Origin of the sequence: Massilia brevitalea, from assembly GCF_030711405.1 — a bacterium.
In the GTDB taxonomy this organism is placed as follows: domain Bacteria; phylum Pseudomonadota; class Gammaproteobacteria; order Burkholderiales; family Burkholderiaceae_D; genus Telluria; species Telluria brevitalea.
This window is the reverse complement of the sequence record NZ_JAULSI010000003.1, coordinates 65806-89702: the sequence shown is the minus strand read 5'-3', so window position 1 is coordinate 89702 and position 23897 is coordinate 65806. Positions and strand designations below refer to the sequence as shown.

Below are 23897 nucleotides of genomic sequence, written 5' to 3'. Positions count from 1 at the left end.
CCTTCTTTTCCATGACACTCTCTCGTATCGGATGCATTCTTTCCGCTGTCCTCGTCAGCGCTGCCGCCAACCCCGCCCACGCTGCCCGCGTGCAGGAAGTCCGGATGCAGGACCTGCCCGCCTTCCTCGCCAGGAACGACACCGTCGTGGTGCAATTTACGTCTCCCGACCCCAAGTGCCGCTATTGCATCGGCGCCGACAAGGCCTTCGACAACGCCGTCGCGCCGGCACGCGATACCAGGGTCAAGTACGTGCGCGTGCAGTGGCCGGTGTGGCACACGTTCCCGGATTTCGGCAAGCTGCCCAAGCCGATCGGCCTGCCCGAGCAGATGGTGTTCCGGCGCGGTACGGCGATCGGGTCCGTCGGCGGCAGGCTCGAACCCGACAGCGGCTTCCTCGCCAAGGTGGCGCATGTCCAGGCCAATCCAAAAGACCCGAAGGATTTCTACCGCGAGCTACAGGCCGCCGTGCCCGTTCCTGCGGCGCCGGCGGCCCCTGCTGCGCCTCTGTCCGCCGAAGAAGAGCGCCTGACCCGCCTCATGGCGCGCAAGGACCTGCTGGGCGGGATCGTGACGTTCTGCGCGCGCGCCTTCCCCGCTACTGCACCAGGCGTGCAGGAGGCCTACGGCGCCTGGCAGGCGGCGCACAAGCCCGCGCTCGACCAGGCGGCCGTGGTGATGATGGCGCGCTCCAGCCGCAGCGATGCCGCCGCCGCCAGCGCAGTGGTGCGCGACGAGCAGCTCAAGCTGCAGGCCTGGACCGTTGGCAGCCTGGGTATCGCCGAAGACCGCAAGCCGAGCGCCGCCGATTGCGAGACCATCGGGCGCGGACTGAAGTCGCTGCCCGAGATCGCCGCCTGAAGCTTCAGTCCACCGCGCGCGCCGTCACCGGATAGCCGGCGTCGTCGATCGCCGCCGCGATCCGGTCCAGGTCGGCGCCGCTGTCGATCCTGACCTTCTTGGTCGGCAGGTCGATCTCGACCTTCGCGCCGGCGTCGATGCCTTGCACGGTCCTGGTCACGCGGCCCACGCAATGGCCGCAGCTCATGCCTTCGACAGTCAGTTCGTACATGGTGTGTTCTCCTTTGGATAGGGGCAGGCTCGCCCCGATGGTTGATGATGGCATGCTTGCCTGGTCCATGCTCGATGGTGCAGGCGCGGCCGGCTGCCAGCGCCGCAGCAGCAGCGCGTTGCTCACCACGCTCACTGAGCTGAGCGCCATCGCGGCGCCGGCCAGCATCGGGTTCAGCAGGCCGAAGGCAGCCAGCGGAATGCCGACGACATTATAGGCAAAGGCCCAGCCCAGGTTCTGGCGGATCTTGCGGTAGGTGCGCTGCGACACCGCAATGGCGTCCGCCACCAGGGCCGGATCGGCGCGCATCAGCGTGATGCCGGCGGTGTGCATGGCGACGTCGGTGCCGCCGGCCATGGCGATGCCGACGCTGGCCGCAGCCAGGGCCGGCGCATCGTTGATGCCGTCGCCGACCATCGCCACCCTGCGTCCGGCCGCCAGCGCACGCTGCACGTGCTCGGCCTTTTCGCCGGGCAAGACCCCGGCGGCGTATTCGCCGATGCCGACCGCCGCCGCCACCGCGCGCGCCGCGCCCAGGTTATCGCCGGTCAGCATGCTGGTGCGCACACCCATCGCCTGCAGGCGCGCCACCGCGGCCGGCGCCGTGGCGCGCACGCGGTCGCCAAAGGCGAGCAGGCCCAGCACCTCAGGCTGGCCGCCTTGCTCGCGCAGCAGCCAGGACACGGTGCGGCCTTCGGCTTCATGGCGCGCCGCCGCCTCCTGCCACTGCCCAAGCGCGGCGCCGAGTTCATCGGCGAGGCGCGCATTGCCCAGCCAGACGCGCGCGGCGCCCACGCTCGCCTGCACGCCGCGTCCCGGCAGGGCCTGGGCTTCGGCGGCGGGCTGCAGGACCAGGCCGCGCTGGCGGGCCAGCTCGCCCACCGCGTGCGCCAGCGGATGGCTGCTCGCCTGCTGCACGGCGGCCGCCAGCGCCAGCACCCGCTCCGGCTGGCTGCCTTCGAGCGCCACCACCACCGGCCGGCCCTCGGTCAGGGTGCCGGTCTTGTCGAAGACCACGGTGTCCACCGCGTGCGCGGTTTCCAGCGCCTCGGCGTCGCGGATCAGGATGCCGTGGCGCGCCGCCACGCCGGTGCCGACCATGATCGCGGTCGGCGTCGCCAGGCCCAGCGCGCAGGGACAGGCAATCACCTGCACCGCCACCGCGTTCAGCAGCGCGCCCTGCCAGTCGCCGGTGGCCAGCCACCAGCCGATGAAAGTGAGCACGGAGACCAGCAGCACGGCCGGCACGAACACCGCGCTGACGCGGTCGACCAGGCGCTGGACCGGCGCCTTGACCGCCTGCGCGTCTTCCACCTGGCGAATGATCTGCGACAGCAGGGTCGCCGCGCCGACCGCCGTCACGCGCACCAGCAGCAGGCCCTCGCCGTTCACGGCGCCGCCGGTAACGCGCTCGCCCGGCCCCTTGGCCAGCGGCAGGCTCTCGCCGGTGAGCAGCGATTCGTCGAGATGGCTGCGGCCTTCCTCCACCACGCCGTCGGCGGCGACGCGCGCCCCGGGCCGCACCACCAGCACATCGCCAACAACTAGCATGCCGACGTCGATCACATGGTCGTGGCCGCCGCGCCGCACCAGGGCATCGGTAGCGCGCAGCGATTCCAGCGCGCCGATCGCTTCCAGGGTCTGGCGCCGGGCGCGCGCTTCCAGCCACTTGCCCAGCAGGACCAGGGTGATGACGACCGCCGAGGATTCGAAATACAGGTGGCCGGCGCCATGCCCGCCGGCCAGCAGCAGGTAGACCGACAGGCCGTAGGCGGCGCTGGTGCCAAGCGCGACCAGCAGGTCCATGTTGCCGGCGCCGGCACGCAGCGCTTTCCAGCCGGCGCGGTAGAAGCGCGCGCCGAGCCAGAACTGGACTGGCGTGGCCAGCAGCCATTGCAGCCAGCCCGGCAGCGGCCAGTCGGCGCCGGCCAGCTGACCGAGCATCGGCAGCATCAGCGGCGCGCTCAGCAGTGCGGCGGCGGCCACCGGCCACCAGGCCGGCAGGGCGCGAGCCGGCGCCGCGGTGCGCAGCGGCGCGGCCGGGGTGGGGGCAGCCTCGTAGCCGGCCCTGTGCACGGCCGCGACGATGGCGGCGCTGTCGGCCGCGCCGCGCACGCTGGCGCGCTCGGTGGCCAGGTTGACGCTGGCGTCCTCCACCCCGGGCACCGCGCGTAGCGCCTTCTCCACACGCGCGACGCAGGATGCGCATGTCATGCCGGAAATATCAAAGCTTGCCGCGCCGGGCTTGGCATGCTGTTCGAGGCTTTTGTTCATGGTTCATCTCCTTCCGATACCCACAGGATATTGCTTCCCATCGTGGGAAGGTCAAGCGCCGCTGCCGGGGCAGCATGGCGAAGACGATTGAGCCGGTCGGTGGCATCGCCGTCCTGCCAGAACTTCAAGGCAGAGCCGGCATCGAATCTGTAACTCGTCAGTATCCCATTTCCTGGAGGCTGCATGAAGACCGCATTGCGTACCGTATTGTTACTTTCCCCCTGCCTGCTGCTGGCAGCCTGCAGCCATTCCGACGACGACACCCAGGCCGAGGAGGCGCGCGTACGGGTGGTCGGCCAGGCGCCGGGCTCCACGCCTTTCGTCGCCAACCTCACCCTCTCGCTCGACGACTTTTCCCACCTGTCCAGCGTGTCGTACACCATCGCCGCCCGGCCCGGCACCTTTTCCAAGCCGATGAGCACCACCTTTACCCGCGCCTGGATCGAACGCACCGGCGCCTGGCGCGCGGCCGACCGGCGGCTCGTCATTCCGGTGTTCGGGCTGTATGCCGGGTATGCCAACGGCGTCACGGTCAGCGCGGCGTTCGAGGACAAGTCGACCGACGACGAGCAGGTGACGGTGGCTGCGCCGGCTTATACGGGGCCGGCGGCAGTCTACACCACGCCCGAGGTGAACACCGCGCGCAGCGCCGCCGCGGCGCCGGGGTTCGACTATATGCTCATCAAGAACAATGCCTATGCGCCGGTCGTGCTCGACTCCGACGGCAACATGCGCTGGCTGGGCGCCGATCCGAACACCTCGCCCTCGACCTGGTTCGGCGACGACGCGTTCTACGTCGGCAGCGCCACGACGCCGGAATTGCGGCGCTTCGACCTGACCGGTTCATTTACCACCATCCCGCTCGCCGCCACGCGCTATACCAACTTCCACCACGACCTGTCGGCGGGCAAGAAGGGCTTGCTTGCCGAACTCGACGCGAACGATGGCGGAGTGCCGAAGATCGAGTCGATTTTGGCGGAAATCGGCACCGACGGCGCGATCCTGAAGGAATGGGACCTGGCTCATATCTTCCGCGCAGCGATACAGGCCGGAGGCGACGACCCCGCTAACTTCGTGCGCGACGGCACCGACTGGTTCCACATGAATTCCGCGATCTACGTGCCAGCCGACGATTCGCTGCTGATCTCCAGCCGCGAGAACTTCGTCGTCAAGCTCGACTACCAGACCGGCAAGATCAAATGGCTGTTCGGCGACACCACCAAGCACTGGTACGTCGATTATCCCTCGCTGCGCGCGCTGGCGCTCGAACTCACCTCAGGCAAGGTGCCGATCGGGCAGCATACGCTGTCGATCACGCCGAACGGCGAACTGCTGCTCTTCAATAACGGCCTTGGCAGTTACAATCATCCTGCGGACACCGCGCCTGGTATTACGCGTGACTTCAGCACGCCTTCGCGCTATGCGATCGACGAGAAGAAGCGCACTGCCGCCGAGGTCTGGACCTATGCCCCCGAACCACCGATCTATTCGGACGTCTGCTCCAGCACCTACGAAACCACGCCCGGCAACTACCTGATCGGCTACGCCGCGGCGGCAGGCCGTACGCGCAGCAAGCTGCGCGCAATCAACAGCAGCGGCCAGATCGCCTTCGATTACGAATACCCGACCGTGAACTGTGGGACGGTCTTCATTGCCGAGCCCATCGGGTTCACGGGCCTGGTGCTGAAATAAGGTGCGGCAGAAAAGAGCCAGCCGCGGCGCTAGCGCCGGGTAGCGGGTGCGGGCATGGGTGGCAGAGGCGCCATCGGGCGCACCAGGTAGCGCATGTCAGCCCGGTCCGTGCTTACCGGCGCCGTCACCACGAAGCTGTCGCGGCCCAGCCGCGGCGGCGGGGTGTCTGCACCGGCAAGCCGGCTCGCCCCGACGTCGGCGGCGCGCAGGATGAGTTGCACTTCGAATTCGATGCCCGGTACTGCGAACTGGGCCAACAGCTGGTGCAGGGCTGCCGCCATGTCGCCGCTGGGCAGGAACCGGCTGAAGCGGGACCGATCCAGCGGCCCGATCCGCAGGCGTACCCGCAGGTCGGGACGCCAGCTGCGCGCACCGAGCAGCGTGTTTTCGCCGAGACGGGCGGCGCCGAGCGCACTCTGTTCATGGGCAGCGAGGCGGCTCCAGTGCCCCACCGTTTCCTGCAGCGCCACCGGCACGCCGAAGTAGCCCGCCAGCAGGCTGCGCAGCACGGCCGCCGAGCGCGGGCGCTGGTGCAGTAAACCCGCGAAGTAGGCCAGCGACGCCGCCGGCACGCGGGTTGTCGCTTCGGTTGCCGCTTCGGTTGCCATGCTGCTGCCGGCGGCCCCGGCCAGGGCCAGCAGGCGCGGCATGAAGCAATCCAGTCCGCAGGCCAGGTCATGTTCGACCCGGTGCTTGCGCCAGGCCGCGTAGTACAGGGCCAGCATACGCCCGGACAGGATGTCGAGAAAGGCGCGCGGTGCGTCGTCTCCATGCGCCGACTGCCATTGCTGGATGCGCTCGGTGTCGTGCAGGGGCAGCGCGCCATGAACGCCGAGCAGGCCCATGAAGCTTGGCGTAAGCAGGAACTGCGGCGCCTGCGCCGCGTCCGTTTCCAGCGCGCGCAGGTCCTCGATCTCGCCGGCCGGGAAACCCAGGCGCAAACTGTTCGCGAAACGCAGGTGCGCGCGCCAGGCCTGTTCGTTCGGCACGCCCTGCTCTTCCAGCCAGCGCAGCAGGATCGTCACCGCCTGGACGAACTCGAAGGCCTGCGGCGCGGCCAGCAGGCGTTCGAGAGCGCTCAGGCCGCCCAGTCCGCTCACGTCGCTTCGGTGCTGCGTGGGGCGCATGCGAGGATTTCCTGGCCGCTGCGGGCGGAGACGATCTCGAGCCGGGTGAAGCAGTTCAGCTGGCTGTTCAGGGCGAAGTAGCGGTCCATCACCTGGGCGAACACGTACAGGCTGGCGCCGGCAAAGGCGTCTTCGTCGAGCGTCATGCGGATGCCGATGCCGGGCATCAGGGTCGGCACCGGGCGGGTGCGGATCCAGGCACGCACGCTGCCGTGTTCGAGCTTGAGGATGCCGCCGATCTGGCGCCGCGCGCCGGCCGACTTCGGCAAGTCGTACAAGGTCAGCATCTTTTGCAGGTCGCCCAGTCCGGCCTCGGTCAATCCGGCATGGTTCAGCGACAGGTGGGCGATCAGGCGCCAGTGCGCGCCCTTGCCGTCGAAGCGGCGGCTCGGCGTCGGCGTGCGCAGCAGGCGCCAGGGCGCGCTGCTCGACGCCGATTCGGCGATCAGGACGGCGCCGGGGCCGCCCGCCTCCAGCTGCGCCGGCAGGTCGCGGTTGCTGCAGGTGAGCTCGGTCGACACGGTGGCCCCGGCCGCCTCGCTGGGCCGGAAATCGGCGTCGACCAGGGCCAGCCGGACCTCGTGCCCGGGGCTGACCTGGGCCAGCGTCTCGTCGCGCCGCGCGACCCAGAAATGCACGCCGCCGCCCGGCGTATCGTGGCCCACGGCGTACAGCGGGGCGAACTCGGTGATGCCGCTTATTCCGCCTCCTCCGCTTGCTCCACTTGCGCCGCGCGCTTCGCGCACCAGGCGCACCCGGTCGATGCTGTGGATCTCGTAGGAAGCGGCGTGCGCCGAATCGGCCGCCAGCGGATAGTCGGCCCGGGTGTGGGACAGCTGGATCGGATCGCCGCCCTTGCGGAACAAATTCACCACCGGCGTGCAGCCGGTTAGCAGGTGCTGCGGCGACAGCGGCGCCAGCAGGCGCGCCTCGGGCGTGTCGGCGGCCGGCGCGCGCAGCGGCAGGTGCAGGGTGAAGCGCACGCACCCGGCCGGCAGCACGCGCGCCATGGCCGCCAGGTCGACTTCGACGAATGCAAATTTCTCTGGATAGCTGAAATACTCGGTGAGCAGGCGGAAGGCCGGATGCGAGCGGCCGCTGTCGGGCAGGATGGCGTCTTCCGGCGCCAGGCCCGCCAGCTGCAGCGGCACGCGCGCGAGCGCCTGCCAGGCGCCATCCCCGGCCTGGACCCAGGCCCCTGCCGCGTGGATGAACAGGGCGTCGAGCAGGGCGGCGCGCAGCGAGGCGTCGGCATCGACGAACAGGCGCACGCGCCCGATCCCACGCGCGCACAGTGCGCCGAGCGAGCCGCGCACGCCGAACTCGATGGCGATGCAGGCGCCCACCCCGCGCGGCAGGCGCACCGCACCCGGCGCCCTCCCGGCAGTGAATGGCGCCGCAAAGGAAGCGCGCAGGACGCGCAGCGGCCCTGCCAGCACCGGATACACGGTGCGGAAGTGGCAGATCGTGCCCGCGACCGGTATGCTGCGCAGCGCCGTGCCGCGCGCCAGCTCGGCGAACTCGCCGCTGTCGCCGGCGCCCTCCTGGACCAGCCGCGCGACCGAATACGAGGGCAAGGGCCGCAGGTAGTGCGGATACAGGCTTTCGAGCAGCGACTCGGTGAACTTCGGATAGTCGTCGTCGAGCCGCTTGTGGATGCGCGCGCTGAGCAGCGCCACCGACTGGATCAGGCGCGCCACGCCGGGGTCTTCGATGCTGTCGCCGGCCAGGTGCAAGGCGCCGGCGGGCTTTGGATAGCGGCGCGCAAACTCGCGCGCGAATTCCCCGAACAGGCCCAGCTCTTCCTCGAAATACCGCAGAAGCTCATCCATGCGCTCTCCGCAAAAATTGCTGAAGACCAAGATGCATGCTCCCATCGGGGCGGCAGCCCGGCATTGATGGAGGTCAGGTGTCGGACGGCGTGCGTGTGGCGCATCTGCATCGGTACGCGCGGACATACAAAAGAAAAAAGCCACCTTGCGGTGGCTTTTTTCTTTGTAACTTTGGCGGAGACGGTGGGATTCGAACCCACGATACGGGTATAAGCCGTATGCATCCTTAGCAGGGATGTGCCTTCGGCCACTCGGCCACGTCTCCAATCAGCTCTTAACAATGTTGCTCGTTGTCGCTGAGTGCAGGCATATTAATGGCCACGCCCCGTTTGGTCAAGGAAGCACGGCCAAAAATATGAAAAAAGTTAAGCTTTCTCCAGATCAAAAGCTTTATGTAAGGCACGGACGGCCAGCTCCATGTATTTCTCGTCGATCAGTACCGAAATCTTGATCTCGGAAGTCGAGATCATCATGATGTTGATGTTCTCGTCGGCCAGGGTGCGGAACATCTGCGAGGCGACGCCGACGTGGCTGCGCATGCCCACGCCGACAGCCGAGACCTTCGAGACCTTGGCGTCGCCGACGATGCGGGTGTAGCCGAGCTCTTCGCGCTGGCTTTCCAGCACCGCCATGGCGCGCTGGTAGTCGCCGCGCGAGACGGTGAAGGTGAAATCGGTCTTGCCGTCCACCGACTGGTTCTGGATGATCATGTCCACTTCGATGTTGGCGTCCGATACCGGACCCAGGATGTGGAAGGCAACGCCCGGCTTGTCCGGCACGCCGATGACGGTAATCTTGGCTTCATCACGGGTGAATGCGATACCGGAGATGACGGCTTGTTCCATGTTGGTTTCTTCCTCAAACGAAATCAGGGTGCCCGACTTGGCTTCCTCGGCCAATGGCATCAGGGGGTCGGTCAGCGACGACAGCACGCGCGTCGGGACCTGGTAGTTACCGGCGAACTCGACCGAGCGCGTCTGCAGCACTTTCGATCCGAGCGAGGCCAGTTCCAGCATTTCTTCAAACGTGATCTTTTCCAGGCGGCGCGCTTCATCCACCACGCGCGGATCGGTGGTGTAGACGCCGTCGACGTCGGTGTAGATCAGGCATTCGTCGGCCTTCAGCGCGGCGGCGATCGCCACGGCCGAAGTGTCGGAACCGCCGCGGCCCAGGGTCGAGATGTTGCCCTGCTCGTCCACGCCCTGGAAGCCGGTGATGATGACGATCTTACCCGCGTCGAGGTCGCTGCGCACGCGCGAGTCGTCGATCGACTGGATGCGCGCCTTGGTGAACGAGGAATCGGTGCGGATGCCGACCTGCCAGCCGGTGTAGGAAACGGCGTCCTTGCCGATGGCCAGCAGCGCCATCGCCAGCAGGCCCACCGACACCTGCTCGCCGGTCGAGGCGATCATGTCCAGTTCGCGCGGGTCGGGCTGGGCCATGAGTTCCTTGGCCAGGCCGATCAGGCGATTGGTTTCGCCCGACATCGCCGACGGCACCACGACGATCTGGTGCCCCGCGTCATGCCACTTGGCGACGCGGGCCGCAACGTTCTTGATACGGTCCGTCGAACCCATCGACGTACCACCGTATTTGTGGACAATTAAAGCCATAAAAGGAGCTTCCCAGCTTGAAAATGATAAAAGGGGATAATCACTCTAGCATGCTGCAGCGCAAAATCACAAGAGAGGGAAGTCCGAAAAGCTATACGGAATCAAAATAAAGTAATACGTTTTACGTATTACAACTGTTCGATGTTTGACTCCCAGCGCAAGGCGATACGGGCATCCGCGCTGCTACCGAAGTGATGGCAATCCATGCCCAGTCCGGCCGCGTACAGCAAGTCCGAACCGCTGCTGACGATGGGCAGCCGCGCGCGTTCCCAGGCCGGCACGTCGGCCGCCTGGTAGTGCGCCTTCAGCCCGCGCGTCGGGCGGTTCGGCGCCAGCTTCAGGCGTTCTCCGCCCTTGCGGAAGTCGATCACCAACGCCCGGCCGCGTAGCCAGGCGGCGTCGAAACCGACGTCGGCGACATCGAAATGCAGCACACCGCCATAGGCCGGGAAGGCCAGCGAGGACTCGTCCTTCCAGGTAAAAGGTTCGCCGAGCTTCTCGATCACGCCTTCGTCGTCCGGGTCGCGCATGCCGGCCAGATCGGCCAGCTTCGGCGTGATGTACAGGCGGTCGCGGTGGCGGCGGATGTGGCAGGCCGGGTGGGTCACCAGCAATTGCGCGTCGTGGCGGGCTTCGACCAGTTGCGCCACCATCTCCACCAGCCAGGCCGTCGACGGCATTGCCAGCCCCTGCTGGCGGAACCAGTGGCGCAGCATGTTGTAGGCGCGGTCGAGCGACATCGACCGCAGGTGCGCGACATCGATGGCGCCGTCGACCAGGTTGGCGGCCAGGTCCTGCGCCGCCAACTCGTCCAGCAAGCGCTGCGCCGACTGCGCATGCGCGGCACTGCGTGCGAAGCGGGCCTGGAAGCCGGGAAAGGCCTGGGCCAGGGCCGGCATTACCGTGTGGCGCAGGGCATTCCGGGCGTAGCGCGGGTCCAGGTTCGATTCGTCCTCGACCCAGGCGAGATCGTGCTCGGCCGCATAGGCTTCCAGCTCGGCGCGCGCCAGCGGCAGCAGCGGGCGCGCCATCACCAGGTCCGGGTTGCCGAGCAGTTCAGGCGCGCTGTTGGCCGCATCCATGCCCGACAAACCGGCCGGGCCCGAGCCGCGCAGCAGTTGCAGCAGCACGGTCTCGGCCTGGTCGTCGAGGTGGTGGGCGGTCAGCAGCAGGCCGGCCCCATGCGTGCGGCACATCTCGCCCAGCGCGCGGTAACGCAGCTTGCGCGCCGCCGCCTCGATGCCGGAGCCGCCCTTCTCCACCGCCACGCGGCGATGGTCAGCCACGGCGCCGAGCGCGGCGGCGGACGCCTCGACGTGCGCCAGCCAGGCATCGGCATGCGGGCTCAAACCATGATGGACGTAGAAGGCAAACAGGGACACGCCATGCTGGCGGCACCAGCTGGACGCCAGGTGCAGCAAGACCATCGAATCGAGGCCGCCGCTACAGGCTATGGCAAGGGAGGAAGGGGAAACCTGCTCGCGCAGCGCCGCGAGGGCGCGCGCGAAAATGGCCGGGACCTGCCCGGCTGAAGGACTACTCACTGAACATCTCGAATGAAGGAAGAATTATTCTTCGGTGGGCAGGGTTTCCTTGAACTTGCCGTATGCCATCAGCTTCTGGTGACGGGATTCGAGCAGGTCCTTGGTCTTCATGCCCTGGAACTGGCGCAGGGTGTCGGCCAGCGCGCGTTTCAGCATCTGCGCCATGCCTTTCGGGTCGCGGTGGGCGCCGCCCAGCGGTTCGGTGATGATCTTGTCGATCACGCCCATGGCTTTCAGGCGGTGCGCGGTCAGGCCCAGGGCGTCGGCCGCGTCCGAAGCGCGCTCCGAGGTCTTCCACAGGATCGAGGCGCAGCCTTCCGGCGAGATCACCGAATAGGTGGCGTATTGCAGCATCAGCACCGCGTCGCCGACGGCAATCGCGAGTGCGCCGCCGGAGCCGCCTTCGCCGATGATGGTGGCGATCAGCGGCACTTTCAGCTCGGCCATGACGTACAGGTTATGGCCGATCGCTTCCGACTGGCCGCGCTCTTCGGCGTCGATGCCGGGGAAGGCGCCTGGCGTATCCACAAACGTGAAGATCGGCAGGTTGAACTTTTCCGCCAGCTTCATCAGGCGCATGGCCTTGCGGTAGCCTTCGGGCTTGGGCATGCCGAAATTGCGCATCGCGCGCTCTTTGGTGTCGCGGCCCTTCTGGTGGCCGATGACCATGCAGGCCTGGCCATTGAAGCGCGCCAGGCCGCCGATGATCGACTGGTCGTCGGCGAAGGTACGGTCGCCGTGCAGCTCGTGGAAGTCGGTGAAGATCGCGTTCACGTAGTCCATGGTGTAGGGACGCTGCGGGTGGCGCGCGATCTGCGACACTTGCCATGGGGTCAGCTTGGCGTAGATATCCTTGGTCAGCTGCTGGCTTTTCTTGGCCAGGCGGTCGATTTCTTCCGAAATATCGACGGCCGAATCGTCCTGGACGAAGCGGAGCTCTTCGATTTTCGAATCGAGCTCGGCAATCGGCTGCTCGAAGCTGAGGAAAGTTGTTTTAGTCATTGTACCTCCGGGGTTGTTCTGTGGCCGCGCCGGCGCGGGGCCGGCGGACCTGATTCGGCGCTATTCTACCGCAGCCTAGACCGTATCGGACGCGCCATCAGACCCATTTACAGGGTCGAGACTGCGCCACAAATACCAGGTGGCGACGGTGCGCCAGGGTTCCCAGTTCGCCGCGACTTCGCGCGCATCGCTGCGCGACACCGGCTCGCCGGAAAAATAGTTCTGGCTGATGCCCTGGATCAAACCGGCGTCGTCCAGCGGCAGGACGTTCGGGCGAAGCAGATTAAATATCAAAAACATCTCGGCTGTCCAGCGGCTGATGCCGCGGATCTGGACCAGCTCGGCAATGACCGCCTCGTCGTCCATCTGCGACCACAAATTCGTGTGCACGCGCTTGGCCTTGAAGTGGTCTGCAAGATCCAGGATGTATTCGGTCTTGCGCTTCGACAGGCCGCAGGCGGCCAGCCCCTCGCCGCCCAGCTTGATCACTTGCGCCGGGGTCAGTTTCGGGCAGGCCAGGCCGAGCTTGGTCCAGGCGGCGTCGGCGGCTTTCGGCGTGACCTGCTGGCCGACGATGGAACGGGCCAGCGTCGTGAACGGGTCCGGGTGGCCCTTCAGGTGCATGTCGCCGATTTGCGGGATCAGGCGCTTCATGATGCGGTCGCGCCGCATCAGTTCCGCCTTGGCCTCGGCCCAGTAGGCGGGAACGTCGAGTTCCGGCGCCGGCGCCCCCGGGCCGCCCTTGTCCTGTTCGGCTGCCATTATGCGCGGCGCCAATTCGTGGTGCCGTCTGGCTTGTCTTCGAGGATGATCCCGGCGGCAGTCAGTTCGGTGCGGATGCGGTCGGCGTCGGCGAAGTTGCGCGCCTTCTTGGCGGCGGCGCGCTGCTCGATCAGGCCGGCAATCGCCGCTTCGTCGAGACCGCCTTCGCCGCTGCCGACGCCGGCACGCAGGAAGTCCTGCGGCGCGCGTTCGAGCAGGCCGATCACGCCGGCCAGCGCCTTCAGCTGGCGCGCGGTGTCGATCGACTTCGTGCGATTGACTTCGCTGGCCAGGTCGAACAGTTCGGCCACGGCCAGCGGCGTGTTGAAATCGTCGTCCATCGCTTCGCGGAAACGCACCGCGTGCTCCTCGCTCCAGTCGACTTCCACGGCGTCAGCGCCGAGATCGACATCGGCAAGCGCCGTGTACAGGCGCGTCAGGGCCGCCTTGGCGTCGTCGATGTGGACGTCGGAATAATTCAGCGGGCTGCGGTAGTGGGTACGCACGATGAAGAAGCGCACCACTTCGGCATCGTATTTCTTGAGCACGTCGCGGATGGTGAAGAAGTTGCCCAGGGACTTGGACATCTTTTCGTTATCGACGCGCACGAAACCGTTGTGCACCCAGTAGTTCACCATCGGGCCGCCGAACGCGCCTTCGCTCTGGGCGATCTCGTTTTCGTGGTGCGGGAACTGCAGGTCCTGGCCGCCGCCGTGGATGTCGAAGTGCTCGCCCAGCAGCGCGCACGACATGGCCGAGCACTCGATGTGCCAGCCCGGGCGGCCGCGGCCCCATTGCGAATCCCATTTCGCTTCGTCGGGCTCGGATTCCTTGGCGGCTTTCCAGAGCACGAAGTCGAGCGGATCGCGCTTGCCGGTATTCACATCGACGCGTTCGCCGGCGCGCAAATCGTCGAGCGACTTGCCGGACAGTTTGCCGTAGCCCTCGAACTGGCGCACGGCAAAGTTGACGTCGCCGTCTTCGCTGCGGTAGGCCAGGCCTTTTTCCTCGAGCATGCCGATGATCGACAGCATGCCCGGCACGTGCTCGGTGGCGCGCGGCACGGCGTTCGGCGCCAGCATGCCGAGCGCCTCGATGTCCTCGTCCATATAGCGCGTGAAGCGGTTCACCAGCGAAGCCATGGTTTCGCCGTTCTCGGCGGCGCGCTTGATGATCTTGTCTTCGATGTCGGTAATGTTGCGGACGTACTTGACTTCGTAGCCCGACACCATGAGCCAGCGGTAGATGACATCGAAGGCCATCATCATGCGTGCGTGTCCGACGTGGCAGTAGTCGTAGACGGTCATGCCGCATACGTACATGCCGACCTTGCCGGCCTCGATCGGGACAAATACCTGTTTTTCGCGCGCCAGCGTGTTATAGATCTTTAATTGGCTCATTGGTGATGATGAATCTGAGGGAACGGGACGCCCGAGCAAGCGAATGCCGGGCACAGCGCCAAAACGGGCGCGCGCCGGGAGGTGATGCTTTGCGTCGGGATCGTCGAGACCCTCGTTGTTGTTCTTCTTGATAGAATGGGACGTTCTGCGCAAAGTATAGCATTGATAAAAACCCGACTGGCCGCCTACGGCTCAGGTTTATTTTTCTGTAAAAGACTTGACACGGCTTTGCGCCACGTCCACCAAGGAGAGCCCTTGAAGCACACCATCGCACACCCAACCCGCCGCCTGATGATGCAGGTTGCCGCCGCCGGCGCCGCCCTGATGATCTCGGGCGCCGCCTTTGCCTTCGAGAATCCGCAGGTGTCCCTGAAGACCACGATGGGCGAGATCGTCATCGAACTGGACCAGGAAAAGGCGCCGAAAAGCACGGCGAATTTCCTGCAATACGTGAAAGCCGGCTTTTACAAAGGCACGGTCTTCCACCGCGTGATCAGCGACTTCATGATCCAGGCCGGTGGCTATACCGAGAAACTGATCGACAAGCCGGGCGTGCGCAAGCCCATCGCCAGCGAAGCCCAGAATGGCCTCTCGAACAAGCCGTACACGGTGGCGATGGCGCGCACCGGCGATCCGAACTCGGCCACCTCGCAATTCTTCATCAATACCAACGACAACGGCGGCCTCGATTATCCGGGCATGGATGGCCATGGCTATGCCGTGTTTGGCCGCGTGGTGAAGGGCCAGGAAACGGTCGACAAGATCAAGAACGTGATGGTCGACGACGTGCGCGGCATGCAGAATGTGCCGGTCGTGCCGGTCGTGATTCAGAACGCGACCATCCTGTCGGGCGATAAGCTTGTAAAATAACGCTTGTGCATTTCGCATTCATACACGAATTTCATTAAAAAAGGACAGCACATGACCTCCGTACTCATGACCACCAACAAGGGCAACATCACCGTCGAGCTGGACGCTGAAAAAGCGCCGAAGACCGTTGCCAACTTCCTGGCATACGTCGAACAAGGTCACTTCTCGAACACGATCTTCCACCGCGTGATCAAGGACTTCATGATCCAGGGCGGCGGTTTCGAGCCGGGCATGAAGCAGAAGGCCACCGACGCCACCGTCGAAAACGAAGGCAAGAACGGCCTGAAGAACGACAAATACACCATCGCCATGGCCCGTACCTCGGCGCCGCATTCGGCATCGGCCCAGTTCTTCATCAACACCAAGAACAACGACTTCCTGAACTACCCGGGCCAGGACGGCTGGGGCTACGCCGTGTTCGGCAAAGTCACCCAGGGCACCGAGATCGTCGACGCCATCAACGGCGTGGCCACCTCGCGTTCGGGCATGCATTCCGACGTGCCTGCCGAGCCGGTCATCATCGAGAAAATCGAAGTCGTCCAGTAATCAGCTAGTCAGGTAAAGGCGCGCGGGAACGAGAACACCAGTACCACCATGTCCATTCCTGCGCGCACGCTCGCGCTTTTCATTTCCGACCTGCACCTGCAGGAATCCCATCCTCGCACCGCCGAGGCTTTCTTCCGCTTCCTGGAAGAACACGGGCGCCATACCCGCCAGCTCTACCTGCTAGGCGACATCTTCGAATACTGGGCCGGCGACGACGATCTCGACACGCCCTTCCATGCCCGCATCATTGCCGCCCTGCGCAATCTCGCCGACAGTGGCGTCGCACTGTTCTGGATGGCCGGCAACCGCGATTTCCTGGTCGGCCAGGGCTTCGCCGACGCCGCCGGGCTGACCCTGCTGCAGGAACCGCACGTCATCGACGTCAATGGCCGGCGCATCGCCCTCGTGCATGGCGACGCCGAATGCACGCTCGACACCAGGTACATGGCATTTCGCGCCATGGTGCGCCAGCCGGCCTGGCAGGCGCAGTTCCTGGCCATGCCCCTGGCCCAGCGCAAGGCCATCATCGCCGGCATGCGCGAAGGCAGCCGCGAAGCGCACACCACCAAGTCCTACGACATCATGGATGTGACGCCGGAAGCCATCGAGGCCCTGTTCGACGCCAGCGGCGCGCAGGTGCTGATCCATGGCCACACCCACCGCCCCGCCCTGCACCGGCACGGCGAACGCCTGCGCTACGTACTGCCGGACTGGGAGCGCGATGCCGAGCCGGCGCGCGGCGGCTGGATCGCTGTTTTGGAAGATGGCCAGATCGTGCGCTGTGCACACGATGGCTAAGCATCTGCGGACGCTGCGTAAATACTTCGTACTCAGCAATAATTCGTTAGTTTTCTCGCAAACAAATCCTCTATGATTGCTCGCTGGTTCCACAGCGCTTGCAAGAGGATTTGTCGTGCCCACAGCATTGCCTGGTCCTGGCGAACCATCCGGCTGTCCTCCGGTCCAGCGCGCCTTTCCTGCCGTTTATTCCCGATTTCTTGCAGCTCGTCGCATCCCGCTGGTTGACCGGAATGCTGGTGTCATACTCCACTACAACACCAACGCATTCACCCACAGGAGCCAGACATGCAGGAACATGTGGCAACACCAGCGCGACAGGGAGGCCGGACATGAACATCGGCTGGAACGACAACGCACCGATCTACCGCCAACTGAAGGACCGCGTCATCGGCATGATGCTCGACGGGGTACTGAAAGCCGGCGACGCCCTGCCCTCGGTCCGCCAGATCGCGGCCGAATACCAACTCAACCCGATCACCGTCTCCAAGGCCTACCAGGAGCTGGTCGACGAAAACCTAGTAGAAAAACGAAGGGGAATTGGCATGTATGTCACTGAAGGAGCAAGCGAGAAACTGCTGGCCAGCGAGCGCGAGCGCTTCCTGAGCGAGGAATGGCCGGCCATGGTCGAGCGCATCCGCCAGCTCGGCTTGAATGTCGAGCAATTGCTGCACACCACGGAGCCGGGAGGCACAGCATGAACGCCGCCATCTCCGCCAGGAACCTGAGCAAGAAATACGGCAAGCAGACGGCCATCGACGGCATCGACTTCGAGATCCCCGCAGGCCGCATCGTCGGCCTGATCGGCCCCAACGGCTCAGGCAAGACCACGACCCTGAAGGCGGCCCTCGGCCTGATTCCTTTTGACGGCGAACTGCGCGTGATGGGCCTGGACCCGCGCACCCAGCGCGACGCCCTGATGCAGGACGTCTGCTTCATCGCCGACGTGGCGATCCTGCCGCGCTGGCTGAAAGTGCGCGACGCCATCGACTTCGTGGCCGGCATCCACCCGCGCTTCGACCGCACCCGCGCCGAGCGCTACATCGCGAATACCCGCCTGAAACCCGAGATGAAGGTCAAGCAGATGTCGAAGGGCATGATCGTCCAGCTGCATTTGGCACTCGTCATGGCGATCGACGCCAAGCTGCTGGTGCTGGACGAACCGACGCTCGGCCTGGACATCCTGTACCGCAAGCAGTTCTACCAGAACCTGCTGGAAGACTATTTTGACGAGAACAAAACGATTGTCATCACCACCCATCAGGTCGAGGAAGTCGAGCACATCCTGACCGATTTGATGTTCATCCGCGACGGCAAGATCGTGCTGGCCGCTTCGATGGACGAAGTGGGCGAGCGTTACGTGGAAGTGATGGTGCCGGCCGACAAGGTGAACGCGGCGAATGCGCTGCAGCCGATCGACCAGCGCACCGTGTTCGGCAAGTCGGTGATGCTGTTCGACGGCGTCTCGCGCGCCCAGCTGTCCGCCCTCGGCGAAACGCGCAATCCCAGCGTCGCCGATCTGTTTGTGGCAACCATGAAAGGAACCTACGCATGAATACGATGAAATGGCTGCTGCGCCGCGAGTTCTGGGAACACAAGGGCGGCTTCGTGTGGGCGCCGCTGATTGCGGCGGCGATCATGGTGGTGCTGGTGGCGGGCGTGGTCGGCTACGGCGTCGGCGCCGACAAGTTCCAGGGCGACAGTGTCACGGTGCGGGTCGATGGCGAGGAGATACACCGCACGCAGATGTCGGTGCTGGCGACCGGCCACACCCGCAACGAGATGGCGAACGTGGCGGCAAACAACTACATGGCCGTCGGCGCGCCGATCTTCATCGTGCTGCCGGTGGTGGCTTTCTTCTATTGCCTGGCCGCGCTCTACGACGACCGCCGCGACCGCAGCATCCTGTTCTGGAAGTCGCTGCCGATTTCCGACACCACCACCGTGCTGTCGAAGCTGCTGACGGCGCTGGTGCTGGCGCCGGCGATCACCATCGGCATCGCCAGCGCCGCCGCCTTCGTGATCCTGCTGCTCGCCGGGATCGCCGTCAGCGCCCAGGGTGTGAATTTGTTCGCGCCGGTGCTCAGCAACATCAACCTGTACCTGTCGCCGGTGTACCTGCTGGCCATGATCCCGGTGTATGTGCTGTGGGCGCTGCCGACCGCCGGCTGGCTGCTGCTGGTGTCGAGCTGGGCCAAATCGAAGGTCTTCCTGTGGGCCGTGGGCGTGCCGCTGATCGTGGCGGTGCTGCTGAAGTGGCTGGACTACATGCTGGCCCTGTACGGCACCACCATCAACGCCGACTGGATCATCAACAACGTGCTCGAGACCATGCTGCTGGGCCTGGTTCCTGGCGCCTGGTTCATGGACGGCGGCACCGCCCTGCCGGTGCGTGCCCAGTACGGCGCGGACATGCTGTCGCTGCTGAGCGCCTCCTGGGGCAGCCTGGCGCGGCCCGAAGCCTGGGTCGGCGCCGCCGGCGGCGTGGCGATGATTGCCGCGGCCATCCGCCTGCGCCGCTGGCGCGACGAAGGCTGAGGGAGCCGGCCATGCGCCCCATCATGCTTGCCTGCGCCCTCGGCGCCCTGCTCCTGGCAAACCCGGCCGCCGCCGTGCCGGGCGTCGACGAGCCGGATACCGTGAAAGTGAACGCGATCCGCAACCCGGAGATCCATACCTACAAGGCCGTGCTGGCCGGGCTGGACAGCTTCGACCAGCACCACGCCCTGGCGCCGAACGTGCCGGAACTGCGCTTCCGGATCCGGCCGCGCGGCGGCGCCGGGCTGCCCGAGCAGCCGCGCGTGCGGATCGAAGGCGACCACGACTTCGTCCTGCCGCTGGACCTGGACGCCGCCAACCGCTTCAGCGTGCCGCGCAGCGAGGCGGCCGAGCACGAGAACGGCGAGGTGGTGCTGAACCAGAAACGCAAGCTGTACCGCATCCATCCGGATGTGCGCACCCCGGGCCTGCCGGCCAATGTGCGCCGCCTGGGCGACCTGCGGCTGGAATGCAAGACGATGATTGCCATCGCCAAGGAAGAGATTCCGCTGTTCTGGGTGGTGGCGATCAACGGACTGCTCTTGACCCGCGACTGGTGCAATTTCACGCACAAGAAAGCGATGCCGGACTGGGGCTTCGACAGCGACGCGCCGATCGTCGGCGCGATCCTGCAGGAGGGCAAGCGCAGCAAGCTGCTGACCACCTCCGGCGACCGCTTCAGCGTGGCGCTGGGCGACATGTCCTGGGGCGACGATGCGCTGGTCGAGCTGGAGTTTGCGCCGGCTCCCACGAACTGAACCGATCACCACAAGAATAGCGAGACCAAATGAAGAACAAACTACTCCGCACGATGATGTCGGCCCTGGCCCTGGCTTGCTGCACCCTGGCGCAGGCGCAAGCCCCAACGCCGGCCGCCCTCGCCAGCGAACAGGTCGCTGTCGGCGCCAAGCCGTATGCGATGCAGATGGCCAGCCTCGGCAGCGGGCGCTACACCGTGATTTTCGAATCCGGCTTCGGCACCGATTTACGGGCCTGGCGCAAGGTGGCGCCGGAAGTGGCCAAGTCGGCGCGCGCCGTGGCGTATTCGCGTGCCGGCCATGGCCAGTCCGAAGCGCGTCCGGAACCGCGCACCATCGAGCAAAGCACGATCGAACTGGAACAGCTGATCGCCAGCGCAAAACTGGCGCCGCCGTTCGTGCTGGTCGGGCATTCGTATCGCGCCCTCTTGATGCGCTCGTTCGCCGCGCGTCATCCGGATCAGGTGGCCGGCATGGTGCTGGTCGATCCGAGCGACGAGCGCTTCAATCCGGCCCTGCGCCAGCTCGACGCCGAGCGCGCAGCGAGCGACGACCGCGCCTTTGCCGGCATCGTGCCGCCGAAGTTCCAGCCCGAGCTCAAGCTCTTGCAGCCGGTGCTCGACAGCGGCAAGCTGCCCTTCGCCGGCAAGCTGCCGGATGTGCCGACCGTGGTGCTGACCTCGAACCAGCAGGCGGAAAAGCCCGAGTTCTTCCTGGAGACGCCGCAAGCGGTGGCCATCAAGCTGCAGCTGCAGGCGGACTTCGTGCGCCAGTTCCGTACCGGCTCGCAGGTGGTCACAAGCAAGAGCGGCCACAACATCCAGCTCGAGGAACCCGAGCTGGTGATTGCGGCCGTCAAGGAGGTAATTGCCGCAGCCGACAAGGCTACGGGCGAGCCGGCGCTGCAGGCGCAGCGCTGAGGTTTTACCGCAACGTTACTGGAACTGCTGGCGGAAGGCCTCGAACTGGGCCTTCAGGTCGGCCACTTCGTCGCGCAGGGCCGCCACTTCCGCCTCCAGCTGGCCGATGCGGCTGCCCGCCGGCGCCGCATGGCCGGCGGCGGCGCCAAAGGCCGAATCGTCGCGCGCCACCGAAATCTCGCCGCCCAGCAGCTGGCCGTAGCGCGATTCCTTGGTGCCCGGCGCGCGTTCCAGCTTGGCCACCAGCGGCGGGTATTTATCGATCAGGAACTGCAGCGCGCTTTCCGCCTCGGCCACGCTCTTGAACTCGTGCAGGCGCCCGGTGCGGGTGCGGATTTCGCCGGCGGTCTGCAGGCCGCGCAGCATCAGCACGGTCAGCACGGCCACCTTATCCTGCTCCAGCGTCCACTTGATGCGCATGCGGTGCTCGTACTTGGCGACGCGCGCGCCGGCCTGGGTGATGCCGTTCACCAGGCGCCGTTCGATCAGGCGCTGCAGGGTGTCCTGGACGGTGTCCTCGGACAGCTGCATCACCGGATCGCGGCTCGACAGCTGGTTGCAGCCGTTGGTGATGGCGTTCAGCGACATCGGGTAGTTATCGGGCGTGAGCGCTTCTTTTTCGGCGAGCACGGCCAGCACGCGGATCTCGAACGGATCCAGTACATCCTTGGTTTCTTCAGTCATCGGTTCCTCAGTCGACCAGCCGGTTCAGTTCGGCCGAGTCGAGTTTATCACCCTCGCGCACATTCGGACAGGCGATGCCGGCCGCCTTGATGGTGGCCGTCAGGCGTTCGAGCTGCTCGTCCTGGCGCGCCACGTGGTCGATCAGGCCACGCAGCGCCTTGCTCAAGGGGTCGTCGCCGTTCGGCGTCACGCCATAGGCGGCGAACATGCGGGCACTCCTCGACTGGTCTTCCTTGCGCATGATGTGGGCCGGGTTGCCGACCGCCGTGGCGCCGGCCGGCACCGGCTTGACCACCACCGCGTTCGAGCCGATCTTGGCGAACTCGCCGACCGTGAACGCGCCCAATACCTGCGAGCCGGCGCCGACGATCACGCCGCGCTCCAGCGTCGGGTGGCGCTTGGTGCCGGCCACCAGGGTGGTACCGCCGAGCGTGACGCCCTGGTAGATGGTGCAGTCGTCGCCGACGATCGCCGTTTCGCCGATCACCACGCCGAAGCCGTGGTCGATGAAGACGCGGCGGCCGATGGTGGCGCCGGGATGGATCTCGATGCCGGTGACGATGCGCGCGATGTGCGAGACGAAGCGGCCCAGCCATTTCAGGTTCAGGCGCCAGCAGGCATGCGCCCAGCGGTGCAGGACAATGGCGTGCAGGCCGGGATAGCAGGTGAGCACTTCCCAGCCGTTGCGGGCGGCCGGGTCGCGTTCGATGATGTTGCGAATATCTTCGCGCAGGGAGGCAAACATAATGAGTACAAAAGCAAAACAGCGGCAATGGTAGCTTATCCGGCTGCTGGCTGCTTGCGAGTTGGCGGTTTTGGCAAGCCGGCGGCGCCTTCCGCGTCGCCGCTCATGCCATCGGCTGCTGCCAGGCGCTTTCGCCAAACGCCTCGTCGAGCCAGGCATTGAGCTCCTGCCTGCCGCTGGCGTCCAGGCTGGGCAGCAGCGCGGCATACCAGCGCCGGCCCTGCTCGTCGTCGAGCGCGGCGCGCACCAGCGGGCGCGTGTTGTCGAGGAAAGCGCCGAAGAAGGGAATGCGCTGGGCGTACAGCACCGTCGCATCGGTGGTGCCGAGTTCGGCATACACCTGGCGGATCTTTTCCAGGTAGGGCAGCGCCGCCCGCTCCTGTCCCACGCGGCCGAGCGCGGTGACGAAGCCGATCCAGACCTGCAGCATGGGCAGTTCGCGCGATCGCAGGTTCAGCTCCGCCGCCTGCTCGACCCAGTCGACACCTTGCGCCGTGGCGCCGGCCATCACCGAGGTGGTCGCGGCCTGCAGGGCGTTGTGCGCGGTCGGCTCGTGGCCGAACAATGCCTGCCAAAAGTAGCGGGCCTCGCTCCAGCGCTCGATGCCGGAACAGGCGAGCGCGCAGATGCGCAGGGCGTCGGCTTGCACTGCCGGGTCGTCCGAGTTCAGCTGGGCCGCCGCCGCGGTGCAGGCTTGCTCGTGTGCGCCATCCTGCAGGAGGGCCAGGGCCGGCGCCAGTTCGGGGGCGACCGGGCGGTCGGCGTTTTCGTCCCGGCCAGCGATATCTTGCGGCTGCGTCAGCTGCCTGACAAGCGCATCTACATCCATGCCTGGCAGGCGCAGGTAATCGACCAGCGGCTCCTTCCTGCGTTCGGGACGGCCCCGATCGCCCGGATGCGACGTGATGTTTACCAGCGACGCGAACGAGTCGGATGCCCGGCAGCGGTAGATGGTGAGTTCGGCGTAATCGGGCGCGTCAAGCGCCAGCGGCACCAGCAGTGTGGGCAGCAACGCCGGATCGGCGCGCAGGCGCTCGACGTCTTCGCTGCCGAGCAAGGCAAAACGCCCTTCCACCACCTGGCTGTCGGCCCAGGCAAGCGCAGTCTCGCAGAATGGCTCCCCGGCACGCATGCGGCCCATCAGCGACGGCAGCATCAGGTGCATGGCCAGTTCGCCCAGCCAGATCAGGGCGACGATGAAGCCCGGCACAGCCGCGTTCCTGATCCGTACGCCGCCGCTCGTGGCAATGTCGGACGCCACGGCGAACATGTCGGCGGGGTCGAGCGCCGCGTTGAGTGCTACCTGCAAGGTGCCTGCCGTGGCGCCGGACTTCGCGCTGACCAGCATGGCGAGCCAGAACGCCCACTGGACATACCAGCCGGCCAGCGCCAGCAGGATGCCGGCCTTGCCCATCCAGCCGGGATTGCGCACTTTGGCGCAGGTGGCAAGCGTCCGTACGATCAGCGCCATGCAGGCCGAGTAGGCAAATGCAAGCAGGACGCCGATCACGATGGGAATGCTGCCGAGAGCCCATGCATACACCCAGGCGCAGGGCAGGATGGCCAGCAAGGCGAGCAGGAATAGTGGCAGGAGGGTGACGGGCACCCGGCCCGAGGCTTGGTAACAGGGGTTGTTCATGGCGGACTCCGTTGGAAGGCAGGCGGCATGGCGTTGATAGACGAGCCATTATGCGTACGGCGGCGTCAACGAAGTTGCACTG

21 protein-coding genes and 1 tRNA gene are annotated in these 23897 nt (G+C 66.0%); 10 read left to right on the top strand and 12 right to left on the bottom strand.

The window, feature by feature from the left end; all coding sequences use genetic code 11:
* Window positions 1-104 precede the first annotated feature (104 nt).
* A complete protein-coding gene (locus tag QWL29_RS02390) occupies window positions 105-860 on the top strand; it encodes a hypothetical protein (protein ID WP_305821284.1) in 756 nt (251 codons plus the stop codon).
* A gap of 4 nt (window positions 861-864) precedes the next feature.
* On the opposite strand, the gene QWL29_RS02385 is transcribed toward QWL29_RS02390, so the two are convergent.
* Window positions 865-3345, bottom strand: coding sequence for a heavy metal translocating P-type ATPase (locus QWL29_RS02385; protein WP_305821283.1), 2481 nt, complete (start codon window positions 3343-3345; stop codon window positions 865-867).
* Between the two features lie 183 nt (window positions 3346-3528).
* Between QWL29_RS02385 and QWL29_RS02380 the strand changes: the two genes are divergently transcribed.
* Window positions 3529-5037, top strand: a complete 1509-nt coding sequence (locus QWL29_RS02380; RefSeq protein WP_305821282.1) for an aryl-sulfate sulfotransferase — start codon at window positions 3529-3531, stop codon at window positions 5035-5037.
* Between the two features lie 29 nt (window positions 5038-5066).
* On the opposite strand, the gene tssG is transcribed toward QWL29_RS02380, so the two are convergent.
* The 8 genes from tssG to cysS all read right to left on the bottom strand — a co-directional run bounded on the left by tssG (window position 5067) and on the right by cysS (window position 14317).
* Window positions 5067-6164, bottom strand: a complete 1098-nt coding sequence (gene tssG, locus QWL29_RS02375; protein WP_305821281.1) for a type VI secretion system baseplate subunit TssG — start codon at window positions 6162-6164, stop codon at window positions 5067-5069.
* A complete protein-coding gene (gene tssF / locus QWL29_RS02370) occupies window positions 6134-7996 on the bottom strand; it encodes a type VI secretion system baseplate subunit TssF (RefSeq protein WP_305821280.1) in 1863 nt (620 codons plus the stop codon). Before tssF ends, tssG begins: the two co-directional genes overlap by 31 nt.
* 172 nt (window positions 7997-8168) lie before the next feature.
* A tRNA-Ser gene (locus tag QWL29_RS02365) sits at window positions 8169-8261 on the bottom strand.
* A gap of 100 nt (window positions 8262-8361) precedes the next feature.
* Window positions 8362-9609, bottom strand: a complete 1248-nt coding sequence (locus tag QWL29_RS02360; protein ID WP_305821279.1) for an aspartate kinase — start codon at window positions 9607-9609, stop codon at window positions 8362-8364.
* Between the two features lie 128 nt (window positions 9610-9737).
* Complete coding sequence (gene tilS / locus QWL29_RS02355) at window positions 9738-11153, bottom strand: tRNA lysidine(34) synthetase TilS (protein WP_305821278.1); 1416 nt, start codon at window positions 11151-11153, stop codon at window positions 9738-9740.
* Between the two features lie 24 nt (window positions 11154-11177).
* Window positions 11178-12155, bottom strand: coding sequence for an acetyl-CoA carboxylase carboxyltransferase subunit alpha (locus tag QWL29_RS02350; protein ID WP_305821277.1), 978 nt, complete (start codon window positions 12153-12155; stop codon window positions 11178-11180).
* A gap of 75 nt (window positions 12156-12230) precedes the next feature.
* The gene (locus QWL29_RS02345; RefSeq protein WP_305821276.1) at window positions 12231-12917 is read right to left on the bottom strand and encodes a DNA-3-methyladenine glycosylase family protein; all 687 of its coding nucleotides are present in this window, start codon (window positions 12915-12917) and stop codon (window positions 12231-12233) included.
* A complete protein-coding gene (gene cysS, locus QWL29_RS02340) occupies window positions 12917-14317 on the bottom strand; it encodes a cysteine--tRNA ligase (protein WP_305821275.1) in 1401 nt (466 codons plus the stop codon). Before cysS ends, QWL29_RS02345 begins: the two co-directional genes overlap by 1 nt.
* Before the next feature lie 291 nt (window positions 14318-14608).
* On the opposite strand from cysS, the gene QWL29_RS02335 reads away from it, so the two are divergent.
* From QWL29_RS02335 to QWL29_RS02300, 8 genes are all read left to right on the top strand, one after another.
* Entirely contained in the window at window positions 14609-15187 is a 579-nt protein-coding gene (locus QWL29_RS02335; protein WP_370663658.1) for a peptidylprolyl isomerase, read from the top strand.
* A 51-nt stretch (window positions 15188-15238) separates the two neighbouring features.
* The gene (locus tag QWL29_RS02330) at window positions 15239-15733 is read left to right on the top strand and encodes a peptidylprolyl isomerase (protein WP_305821274.1); all 495 of its coding nucleotides are present in this window, start codon (window positions 15239-15241) and stop codon (window positions 15731-15733) included.
* A gap of 48 nt (window positions 15734-15781) precedes the next feature.
* Window positions 15782-16531, top strand: coding sequence for a UDP-2,3-diacylglucosamine diphosphatase (locus QWL29_RS02325; protein ID WP_305821273.1), 750 nt, complete (start codon window positions 15782-15784; stop codon window positions 16529-16531).
* 332 nt (window positions 16532-16863) lie between these two features.
* The gene (locus QWL29_RS02320) at window positions 16864-17232 is read left to right on the top strand and encodes a GntR family transcriptional regulator (protein WP_305821272.1); all 369 of its coding nucleotides are present in this window, start codon (window positions 16864-16866) and stop codon (window positions 17230-17232) included.
* A complete protein-coding gene (locus QWL29_RS02315; protein ID WP_305821271.1) occupies window positions 17229-18086 on the top strand; it encodes an ABC transporter ATP-binding protein in 858 nt (285 codons plus the stop codon). Before QWL29_RS02320 ends, QWL29_RS02315 begins: the two co-directional genes overlap by 4 nt.
* On the top strand, window positions 18083-19069 hold the full coding sequence (locus QWL29_RS02310) for a hypothetical protein (RefSeq protein WP_305821270.1): 987 nt from the start codon (window positions 18083-18085) through the stop codon (window positions 19067-19069). The genes QWL29_RS02315 and QWL29_RS02310 overlap by 4 nt, the downstream gene beginning before the upstream one ends.
* Before the next feature lie 11 nt (window positions 19070-19080).
* Window positions 19081-19827, top strand: a complete 747-nt coding sequence (locus QWL29_RS02305) for a hypothetical protein (RefSeq protein ID WP_305821269.1) — start codon at window positions 19081-19083, stop codon at window positions 19825-19827.
* A gap of 29 nt (window positions 19828-19856) precedes the next feature.
* The gene (locus QWL29_RS02300) at window positions 19857-20747 is read left to right on the top strand and encodes an alpha/beta fold hydrolase (protein ID WP_305821268.1); all 891 of its coding nucleotides are present in this window, start codon (window positions 19857-19859) and stop codon (window positions 20745-20747) included.
* Window positions 20748-20762: 15 nt separating this feature from the next.
* Here the strand turns inward: QWL29_RS02300 and QWL29_RS02295 are convergent, their stop codons facing one another.
* From QWL29_RS02295 to QWL29_RS02285, 3 genes are all read right to left on the bottom strand, one after another.
* Window positions 20763-21431, bottom strand: a complete 669-nt coding sequence (locus tag QWL29_RS02295; RefSeq protein WP_305821267.1) for a YceH family protein — start codon at window positions 21429-21431, stop codon at window positions 20763-20765.
* A 7-nt stretch (window positions 21432-21438) separates the two neighbouring features.
* Window positions 21439-22176, bottom strand: coding sequence for a serine O-acetyltransferase (gene cysE, locus QWL29_RS02290; protein ID WP_305821266.1), 738 nt, complete (start codon window positions 22174-22176; stop codon window positions 21439-21441).
* Window positions 22177-22279: 103 nt separating this feature from the next.
* Entirely contained in the window at window positions 22280-23815 is a 1536-nt protein-coding gene (locus QWL29_RS02285; RefSeq protein ID WP_305821265.1) for a hypothetical protein, read from the bottom strand.
* Window positions 23816-23897 lie beyond the last annotated feature (82 nt).